The sequence below is a fragment of the Mycobacterium sp. TH-M106 genome, assembly GCF_057473765.1.
On the sequence record NZ_JBYCLE010000254.1, the window covers coordinates 1 to 9,220 of the forward strand.

A 9,220-nucleotide genomic window follows, 5' to 3' on the forward strand; every position below is an offset into this window, starting at 1 on the left:
CGGCGCTGCCGCTCGTCGAGATGGGGCAGTACAACAGCCAATTCGGCCGCCAGCTCCTGCTCTGAGCACAGAGTTCCAGCCATACCATGAGAATGACACCCCGCGGATCAAAAGTAAACGTTATTGTTTAACGAGCCCTTAGCCTCGATTTTTCGTGCGGGTGGGGTTCGGGGGTGCGGCTCTTGTGTCGTTTCCGTGGGTGGAAATCCGGCCACTGGCGACCCCTCCACCTGGGGTTTCGTTGCGGTGGAAGGAGTCTGGGCCGCGCCGCCTACGGGCGCATCCCTCCCGCGTCAAGGGCGCTTCGCGTCGCTTCGCGATGGCCTTTCGGCCACCCTTGACCCGCGAGCCTCTATGCGCCCGCTGGCGGGCTCAAAGGGCAGGTCGGAGACCCGCCCGCGGCAACGCCGCGGCCCAGACAAAGACCTAAATGCCCAGGTCAACGCACCCACGGAAACAGCAGTAGATCCGGGGGTGCTGAGCCATGAAGATCGCTGAGCGATAGCGATTTTGGGCTTGGGGTGTGTTTGGTCGTCCCGTGTCGCCGGGGTGGGCGGGCTTTCCTATGGCCGGTGGGTCTTTCGGGTCGTCGGGGCGGGTTTGTGGTGGTCAGGGAAGGCGGCGCGGATGCGTTGCCAGGCGGTTGCGATGGCGCCGGCCCAGCGCCATCCCGGCGTGCGACACCACCCCGCGACCGTCCGCCGATACTTTCACACGCCGCGTCACCGAGATACACTTCACTTGAGAAGTGCCTTACGCTCGCCATATGGAAACCTAGAGAATTCACATTATGCGTTGCAGGACAGGCACTTTCGCTCTTCAACACCCAGCTACTTCGGCATTCCGCGATAAATCCGGGTTAGTACTGTTTCATTACGCAGACGCGTTTCGCTGAACGGTCTTGTCTGCCGCCAGGTGGACGCGACCGAGGAAGGCTCTTTTCATGGCGATCTTTCACATCGCATATCACGGGTACCGGCAGAAGCCCTCGCAGAAACAGTTCGAAGAATTCGCGGGCATGCTCAACGCTTATTTCGCCGCCGCTCCGTACATCGAGGACGGCACGGCCGGCCGCTATGCAGGGCCTGCTGAGGACGGATTCCACGATGCAGCATGGGTGAAATTCAAGAGCGTCGACGACTATGCAGTACACATGCGCTCCCCGCACGGCGAGGACGAGGCGACCCATCTCAAAGAGACGGTGGCGCGAGTGCGGTCGTTCGACATCATCACCCCAGATGAACCTGCCGATACCGCAGAGAAGCTCATCGACCTCTACAAGGAGCGGTGGGAGCTGTTCCCGGATGTCGCCAAGGTGCTGCGTGAGGATGTCGACGCGCACTTCCCCTATCTGTAATCACGAGCACTGCGAGATGACCCGCCCGGCGACTTTCGGACACCGCCTTGACTATTGTTGAGGCCGAGCCGAATTGGAGTCGCAAGTATGGAACGTCGCCGGTTCTCCGCTGGGTTTAAAGCCAGTATCGCACTGGAGGTGATCGAGCATTCCCGCGCGATCGCTGATATTGCGCGCGAAAACAACGTGTCGGAACAGTCTGTCTCGCGATGGGTCCGCCAGTATAAGGAGGAACATCCCGAGATTGGTGACAAGTTGACTGAATCAGAAATGGACGAGTTGCGTCGGCTGCGGCGACGTGTGAAATCACTGGAACAGGAGGTCGAGTTCCTGGGAAAAGCTACCGCCTTCTTCGCGAAGAAACAGCAACCGTAGACGTTTACGCAGCTATTTCCGCTGAAGAAGGCAACTATTCGGTGACTATGATGTGCAATGCCGTATCGGTGTCCCGGTCGGGCTATTACGCGTGGAAAAACCATGTGCCGTGTGCCCGGGACCTCGAACGGCGTCGCGTGGAGAAGCTGATCGTGGCGATCTTCGACGATTCCGACCACACGTATGGCTACCGGCGTGTGCATGCCCAGCTGGTGCGCCAGGGTGAGCAGATCGACGACGACACCGTCCGCCAGATCATGGGTGATCTGCACCTGGTGGCCTGCCAGCCACGGCCGTTCCGGCCCGTCACCACGATCGCCGGTGATATCGCCGGCCTGCCTGATCTGCTCAACCGGGACTTCACCGCGACCGCGCCCGGGACCAAGCTTGTCGGGGACATCACCTACATACGCACCTGGGAAGGATGGTTGTACCTGGCGACCGTGCTGGATTGTTTCAGCAAGAAAGTCCTCGGATATGCCATGGACTCCACCATGACATCGGCACTTACCTGCGACGCATTGAGCATGGCTGCTGACAGAATCCCCATCACCGCCGGAAAGACGATTTTTCATTCGGACCGCGGGACTCAGTATACTTCCCAGGATTTCGCCGATCACGCGAAAGAGCTGGGTATCCTGCGCTCCGTCGGCCGCACCGGTGTGTGTTACGACAATGCCTGGGCTGAATCGTTTAACGGCACCTTGAAAAACGAGCGAGTGAATCGCACCGTCTATCCCACACGTGAACACGCACGAAAGGACATCACCAAATACATCGAACTGCGCTACAACAACAAACGACTTCATTCAGCACTGGACTACTGCACGCCGAATGAGGTAGAATCCGACTGGTTCAATAACCACAGGGCCGCCTAAAACGATAAACAAACAACTGTCCGAAAACAGCCGGGCAGGTCAAGAGAAGTGGAGTAGACGATGTTTCTGCGTGGTCAGATCGGTCCGTGTCCGCAGTGGCTCGCGGAGTGTGATTTCAGTAAGGAAGTCGCCGCGATCGAAGAGAACTGGATCAAGACCGGAAAGATGTTGTCCTGGCACAACATCACCGACGGGTTCCCGATCATCGGCCCCAAATTCTTGGGAGCGAGCGAAGAGCAGGGCCTGACGTTGTGGTTCTACACGTTCCCCAATTTCGAACTGTTCAAGGAGTGGGCATTGGGCGCGCCCGAGCACGTCGCGATGCACACCAAACTACTGGAGGCGATGCAAGCACGCGTCGCCACCGGTGAACAGGTGGATCCAAACGCGACGTTGCCCGGCTACTCATTTCACGCCACCGATGCGCCCCGCGAGCAGATCCCGGCGATGCGCGCTGAATTGCGTGAGCTCTACCGGCAGATCGAGGCCACCGACTGGGTGGGCGTGCCGTCGGGCACCATCCAACTGATGATGCTCGGCGACCATGACTGACCCACAACACTTTTCACGCCGAAACCTGCGCTGACCATGTCAAGCGGCACAACTCACTCGCAGACTCCGGCATCCGATGACCCGGTCGCTGTGGGCGACGATTTGGTGCAGGCCGCGCTACGCGCAGCCCGCGCCCTGGGTAAGGACGTCGCCGACGTGCCGGTGATCGCGATTGCCCGTGAGGCCGGGATTTCACGGTCGACTCTGATTCGCCGGCTCGGCGGCACAAGAGACACCTTGGATGCCGCGGTCCGTGCGACCGGGGTGGACCCAGGCGGCCAGGCTCCGGTACGTACCCGTGCGCTGGACGCCGCCGCTGAACTGATCGACGCTCAGGGACTGGCAGCAGCCACTTTGGAAGCCATCGCAATTCAAGCGCAGTGCTCGGTGCACAGCCTCTATGCGGTGTTCGGTGGCCGCGACGAACTGTTGCGTGCGCTGTTCGAACGGCACAGCCCCCTGCTGGCCATCGAGGACTTCTTCGACAGCGACCACGGCGATCTCGCGAGCACGGTGCGCCGGCTATACGGGATGATCGCCCACACCCTGGCCGCAGAGCCCCGAGTAGCGCCGGCCCTGCTGGCCGAGGCGCTGGCTCGCCCAGACAGTCCGGCAATTCAGAATCTAATGGGCCACAATGCTCCTCGCCTGTTAGCCAGCATCGGCGCCTGGATCACCGCAGAAATTCAGGCGGGGCACATCCGGGAGATGTCGTTGGTTGTGCTGCTGCAACTGCTGATTGCCCCAGTGTCAGTCCACATGCTGACGCGCCCGACCATGGGCCGAATTCCCGGTATCGAGCTGCCCGACCTCGATGGCGTCTGCGACATCTTCGCCGATGCGTTCCTGCGGGCGGTCGCCCTGCAACCACCGCCCTCGAAAACCACGACCAAGACTCGAAAGAAGGCAACAAAGTGACCACACCTGATCCGACCCGCACGGCCCGCATCGTGCTGGGCACGGCGTTCACCGGCGCCGGTATCGCCCACGTCGTCAAACACGAATTCTTCGAGAGTCTGGTACCCGAATCAATGTCGAAGTGGCGCAAGCCGATCAGCGCCGTCACCGCCGTGATTCAGTTCGTCGGCGGCATCAGCATGTTCATCCCCCGACTGCGCGGGCTTGCCCGCTGGACCAACCTGGCGATGCTGGTGCCGACCCTGCCAGCCGCAGTCGCCCAGACCCGACACCCCGACCAGATGCGCGCACTCGGGGTGAACCCCAAGCTGGTCATCGCCCGAATTCCCGCGCAAATGCTGGTCGCCGCCGCGACCTGGTGGGCCACCCGACCGCCCATCACCGACTAGCACCAACTGCCGAACTGAACACCCGAGACCGGAGAGGACGTTCCCATGTGGGAGTGGTTCGAACGCTATTGGAGCTCAGTCGGCCTGGGCGCGGCGATCGTCCTGATTATCCTGTTGTTCTGCACCAACACGTTTCGCGACCGTGCAGGTGTGACCCGCTGGCGGGATCCGGCATGGCTGGCCTGGCTGATGGTGGTGGCCTACATGCTGCACAATTTCGAGGAATACGGCATCGACGCCAAAGGCCGCGCCTTCCACTTCCCGGTCACCGCATGTGCCCAATACGGTTTCGACTCCGTGGATGGCTGCCCGCTGGTGCAGTCGTTCTTCGTCGCGGTCAACATTCCGTTCATCTGGATCGTGCTGCCGATCGCCGCACTGTGGTGCCGGCGCAACCCGGCGGTCGGACTGACCGGCGTCGGATTGCTGTTCACCAACGCACTGAGCCACATCGGCGGCGCCTTCACCCCCATGGGTTACTCACCGGGAACACTCACCGCCGCAGTCATTTTCATTCCGTTATCGGTGTGGGTGTTCGTCATCTTCTTCGGTAAGAACAAGCTGCTGGGATATCCGATGCTGTTAGTCATTCTGGGGGCTTCGATCCTGGCCCAGGCGGTTCTGCTCGGATTGTTGTTGGGACTGTCCCACAGCAGCGTCCCCTTGCCCGCGGCGATCGCCGTGCAGTCCGTCGCCCCACTGCTGCTATTGCTGCTGCCGTGGTTGGCCAGCCGCAAATGGCCCCCACGACCTGCGGCCGCACCCGCGACTGCTGCGGCATGACCACACCACGACAGGGGACGACATGACCGGACACCACCTGCCCGCGATCCACATCGAGGGCTTGGTGAAGAAGTTCGGGGCGTTCACCGCCCTGGACAGGTTGAATCTCACGGTCTCCCAAGGGGAAGTCCATGGCTTTCTCGGCCCGAACGGGGCCGGAAAGTCCACCACGATCCGCGTGCTGTTGGGCCTGCTGCGCCGCAACGCCGGCACGGTATCGCTGCTCGGCGCGGATCCGTGGCGCGACGTGGTCGAACTGCACCGCCGACTGGCCTATGTGCCCGGCGATGTGGTGTTGTGGCCCAGTTTGTCCGGCGGGGAGGCCATCGACCTGCTCGGCAATCTGCGCGGCGGGCTGAACGAGGCCCGCCGCGCAGAGTTGATCGAACGGTTCGAACTCGATCCCACCAAACGCGGCCGCCAGTACTCGAAAGGCAACCGCCAAAAGGTCGCCATTATCGCCGCCCTGTCCTCTGATGTGGAGCTACTGATCCTCGATGAACCCACCTCCGGGCTGGATCCGTTGATGGAGGCGGTCTTTCAGCGGGAAATCGCCGCGGAGAAAGCCCGCGGCCGTACCGTGCTGCTATCCAGCCACATCATGAGTGAGGTCGAAGCCCTCGCCGACCGGGTCAGCATCATCCGCGCCGGCCGCGTGGTGCAGACCGGATCCCTCGACGAACTGCGCGGACAGACCCGCGCCACCATCACCGCCACCCTGGGTCGGCCGCCGCGGGATCTGCGGGAACTGCGCGGCATCCGCTATCCCCGGCTGGACGGCAACCGCTTCACCGCCACGGTCGACAACGGCCACATCAACGTGGCCATGGCCGTACTCATCCATTACGACATGACCAACCTGACCGTGACACCGCCGTCGCTGGAAGACCTCTTCCTACAGCAGTACAACAGCGCGGGTCAGCCATGACCACGATCACCGGAGCGCGCACGCTGCTACCCATCACCGCGAAAGTCAACGCCCGCACCATCGCTCCGTGGATCGCTGGGGTCACCGCCCTGTCGGCGTCCTCAATTCTGGCCTACCGGTGGATATTTCCCGACCTGGCCGACCGCCGGCCTCTGGCCGCGGCCCTGGGTGGCAACCCGGCCCTGTCTTTGATTTTCGGACCTGCCCACGATCTGCTCACCAACGACGGATTCAACGCCTGGCGCTCCGGTGCCCTGGGCACCTTCTTCACCGCACTGATGGCCATCCTCACCGTGGTGGCGACCAGCCGCGCCGACGAAGACTCCGGGCAAGCCGAACTGCTCGCCTCCGGGGTGATGGGCCGACAGGCTCGTTTGGCTGTTGCGGTCGGACTGGCCGGCCTCGCCTCGATCGCAGTCGGTGTCGTGTGCTTTTTGGTGACAATCGCCGTCGGTGGCGCCGTGGTGCCCTCCCTGCTGTTGTCCGCCACGTTCACCGCATCGGGGTTGATATTCACCGGTGTCGCAGCCATAGCAGTGCAGTTGGGCTCCGAGGCCCGCTCAGCCAACAGCATCGCCATCGCCGCCCTCGGGATCTGCTTTGTGCTGCGTGGATTCATCGACACCATCGAGGCTCCCGGTTGGGCATCTTGGGTCACCCCGTTCGGTTGGCTCGAACATGTCCGACCCGCCACCGACAACAACCCCTGGCCGCTATTGCTCGCGGTGGCGCTGGCCCTCGTCCTCATCGATATCGGATTCGCGCTCGATGCCCGCCGTGACTATGAGGCAGGCATCATCGCGGGACGGCCCGGACCCGCCCGCGGTGGATCGGCCGCCAACGTCTGGGGGCTGGCGATACGTCTCAATCGCGGCTCGCTGATCACCTGGCTGATCGCGTTCGCCGGACTCGGCATCATTTTCGGCTACCTGGCCACCTCGATCACCAAGCTGCTCAGCGCCAACACCTCCCTCAGCGGCGTTCTGGCCGCCGGCGGAGCCCATTCCTCGAACCCGACATTTGCGTTTCTGGTCACCCTGCTACAGATGATCGGGCTGATCGCCGCCATCGCCGGGATACAGATCGTCAACCGGATCATCATCGAGGAGAACAACTTCCGCGTCGAACCCCTGCTCGCCGGGGCCCTGCGGCGGCCGACCTATCTGACCTCTAACCTCGTCATCGCCTACCTAGCGCCAGCGGTGTGCCTTCTCATCGCCGCCACCGTAATCGGCCTGATCGCCGCCACCGCCGGCACCGGCATCGCCTTCCGTGACGTGCTCGCCCAAGCGGCCGTCACCATCCCCGCGGTGTGGACGTTGATCGCCGTCGGTGCGGCCGCCGTCGGTGCCCGGCCCGCCGTGCGCCTCGTTGGCTGGGGAGCCATCATCGCAGCCTTCGGCCTCACCATTCTCGGGCCCACGTTCAAACTGCCCGGATGGGCGCTGTCGATCAGTCCCCTGCACCACGTCCCGAACATCACCGCATCCCCGCACTGGACCGGCCTGGCGGTAGTCGGTGTCGTGTTCGGCCTGCTGACCGCCGTCGCCTTCGCCGGATTCCGCCACCGCGACATCGCCTGAACCGACTGGCGCCGAACGCAACTCGAACGGAGAGCACCATGCCACTGCCGCGCCCACTGCGTGTCCTTCCCCGCTACCTGAACCCTGTCCTGCGGCCGGTCGCCAGATACCTGTCGCCCCTGGCGGTGTTGCATCACACCGGGCGGAAAAGCGGAAACTGCTACGACAGCCCGGTCCAGGCCTATCCCGTCTCTGGCGGGTACATCGCCGCCTACGCGTACAGCGACAACCCTCAACGGGCGCAAAACCTGCTTGCCATAGGTGAGGGCACGATGACCCGCGGCGGCAAACACCACACCATCACCAACCCACGACACCTCAGTGTCGAAGGTTTAGAACTGTTGCCGAAGCCCGTAGCCGCAATGATGCGCGGCATCAGGGTGCGCGGCTTCCTCCAGTTCGACGCCACAGCGCGGCAATAACTCTCGAATCCCAACAACCAGGAGGTCAGAAGTGAGGCTTGAAGGCAAGGTGGCATTGGTAACTGGCGCGACTGGCGGCATGGGCGGCGCGTCAGCCCGCCTGTTCGCCAAGGAAGGCGCAGCCGTCCTGGTCGCCGCGCGACACCAAGAACTAGCCGACCCGATGATCCAGGAAATCACCGACGCCGGCGGGAGGGCGTCGTTCGTATCCCTGGAGGTCACCGAGCAGGAACAGTGGGAGGCAGCGGTTCAGCACGCCAAGGAACAGTTCGGTGGACTGCACATCCTAATGAACGTCGTCGGCAGCAACGACCTCGTCATGCTTCCCGACGTCGACATCGACGCTTGGAACAAGGTCTTCGAAATCAACGTCACCGCCACCATGGTCGGGATGAAGACCTGCGCACCATTGATCCGAGACTCCGGCGGCGGTTCGATCGTCAATATCGGTTCTGTCGGCGGACTTTCGGGAACCTTCTCGACCGCGTATTCATCATCCAAGTGGGCATTGGAAGGCCTATCGCGCTCAGCGGCCTACATCTACGCCGACTGGGGCATCCGCTGCAACGTGATCCAGCCCGGATTCATCGCAACCAAGATGACCGCCCCCATGCGATTTAACCCCGCACTGAAGGCCGTAGTGGACCAACAGATGAAAGACACAGTGCTGCTGCGGCGCATGGGCGAGCCCGAAGAAATCGCCAACACGGCACTGTTTCTTGCCAGCGACGAGTCCTCTTACATCACCGGCACCGACATCGTCGTTGACGGCGGATGGTTCTCCGCCGCCGCCTACCTCACCAACGAAAGGCACAACCACATGCTCGAAATTATGCAGCAAACCAAGAAATAGTGCCTAAGAACTTTTCAAGCCGAATTCGATAGCCGGGCCGGAAACTGCGCATCCAGCAAACGAGACACCGGTCGGGCATTCATGCCATCTTCGTTGCATCGCAGTGGCGACGGGACCCGCTCAATCACCTCCGCCGGACTGTTCTCGGGATCTCACCGCACCGTCGCTCAGCGAGGAATACG

General features: G+C 62.5%; 11 protein-coding genes. All 11 read left to right on the forward strand.

Annotated elements, in window-relative coordinates; genetic code table 11:
* The first annotated feature begins 943 nt into the window (after positions 1-943).
* A complete protein-coding gene (locus tag AC2VOP_RS08770; RefSeq protein WP_486960595.1) occupies positions 944-1,357 on the forward strand; it encodes a hypothetical protein in 414 nt (137 codons plus the stop codon).
* Between the two features lie 87 nt (positions 1,358-1,444).
* Positions 1,445-1,732: a transposase gene (locus AC2VOP_RS08775; RefSeq protein WP_249763148.1), complete on the forward strand. Its 288-nt coding sequence runs from the start codon at positions 1,445-1,447 to the stop codon at positions 1,730-1,732.
* A 14-nt stretch (positions 1,733-1,746) separates the two neighbouring features.
* Complete coding sequence (locus tag AC2VOP_RS08780; protein ID WP_486960604.1) at positions 1,747-2,610, forward strand: IS3 family transposase; 864 nt, start codon at positions 1,747-1,749, stop codon at positions 2,608-2,610.
* A gap of 60 nt (positions 2,611-2,670) precedes the next feature.
* Positions 2,671-3,162: a hypothetical protein gene (locus tag AC2VOP_RS08785; RefSeq protein ID WP_486960596.1), complete on the forward strand. Its 492-nt coding sequence runs from the start codon at positions 2,671-2,673 to the stop codon at positions 3,160-3,162.
* 36 nt (positions 3,163-3,198) lie between these two features.
* A complete protein-coding gene (locus AC2VOP_RS08790; protein ID WP_486960597.1) occupies positions 3,199-4,080 on the forward strand; it encodes a TetR/AcrR family transcriptional regulator in 882 nt (293 codons plus the stop codon).
* A complete protein-coding gene (locus tag AC2VOP_RS08795; RefSeq protein ID WP_486960598.1) occupies positions 4,077-4,469 on the forward strand; it encodes a DoxX family protein in 393 nt (130 codons plus the stop codon). The genes AC2VOP_RS08790 and AC2VOP_RS08795 overlap by 4 nt, the downstream gene beginning before the upstream one ends.
* Positions 4,470-4,514: 45 nt before the next feature.
* Entirely contained in the window at positions 4,515-5,252 is a 738-nt protein-coding gene (locus AC2VOP_RS08800) for an HXXEE domain-containing protein (protein ID WP_486960599.1), read from the forward strand.
* Between the two features lie 22 nt (positions 5,253-5,274).
* Positions 5,275-6,180: an ABC transporter ATP-binding protein gene (locus AC2VOP_RS08805; RefSeq protein ID WP_486960600.1), complete on the forward strand. Its 906-nt coding sequence runs from the start codon at positions 5,275-5,277 to the stop codon at positions 6,178-6,180.
* Positions 6,177-7,763: an ABC transporter permease gene (locus AC2VOP_RS08810; RefSeq protein WP_486960601.1), complete on the forward strand. Its 1,587-nt coding sequence runs from the start codon at positions 6,177-6,179 to the stop codon at positions 7,761-7,763. The genes AC2VOP_RS08805 and AC2VOP_RS08810 overlap by 4 nt, the downstream gene beginning before the upstream one ends.
* Before the next feature lie 38 nt (positions 7,764-7,801).
* Positions 7,802-8,185, forward strand: coding sequence for a PNPOx family protein (locus AC2VOP_RS08815; RefSeq protein WP_486960602.1), 384 nt, complete (start codon positions 7,802-7,804; stop codon positions 8,183-8,185).
* Positions 8,186-8,216: 31 nt separating this feature from the next.
* Complete coding sequence (locus AC2VOP_RS08820) at positions 8,217-9,038, forward strand: SDR family NAD(P)-dependent oxidoreductase (protein ID WP_486960603.1); 822 nt, start codon at positions 8,217-8,219, stop codon at positions 9,036-9,038.
* Positions 9,039-9,220 lie beyond the last annotated feature (182 nt).

Excerpts from the sequence above, each read along its gene's own strand:
- AC2VOP_RS08770 (WP_486960595.1), top strand. The coding sequence starts at position 944 with ATGGCGATCTTTCACATCGCATATCACGGGTACCGGCAGAAGCCCTCG.
- AC2VOP_RS08775 (WP_249763148.1), top strand. The coding sequence starts at position 1,445 with ATGGAACGTCGCCGGTTCTCCGCTGGGTTTAAAGCCAGTATCGCACTG.
- AC2VOP_RS08785 (WP_486960596.1), top strand. The coding sequence starts at position 2,671 with ATGTTTCTGCGTGGTCAGATCGGTCCGTGTCCGCAGTGGCTCGCGGAG.
- AC2VOP_RS08790 (WP_486960597.1), top strand. The coding sequence starts at position 3,199 with ATGTCAAGCGGCACAACTCACTCGCAGACTCCGGCATCCGATGACCCG.
- AC2VOP_RS08800 (WP_486960599.1), top strand. The coding sequence starts at position 4,515 with ATGTGGGAGTGGTTCGAACGCTATTGGAGCTCAGTCGGCCTGGGCGCG.
- AC2VOP_RS08805 (WP_486960600.1), top strand. The coding sequence starts at position 5,275 with ATGACCGGACACCACCTGCCCGCGATCCACATCGAGGGCTTGGTGAAG.
- AC2VOP_RS08810 (WP_486960601.1), top strand. The coding sequence starts at position 6,177 with ATGACCACGATCACCGGAGCGCGCACGCTGCTACCCATCACCGCGAAA.
- AC2VOP_RS08815 (WP_486960602.1), top strand. The coding sequence starts at position 7,802 with ATGCCACTGCCGCGCCCACTGCGTGTCCTTCCCCGCTACCTGAACCCT.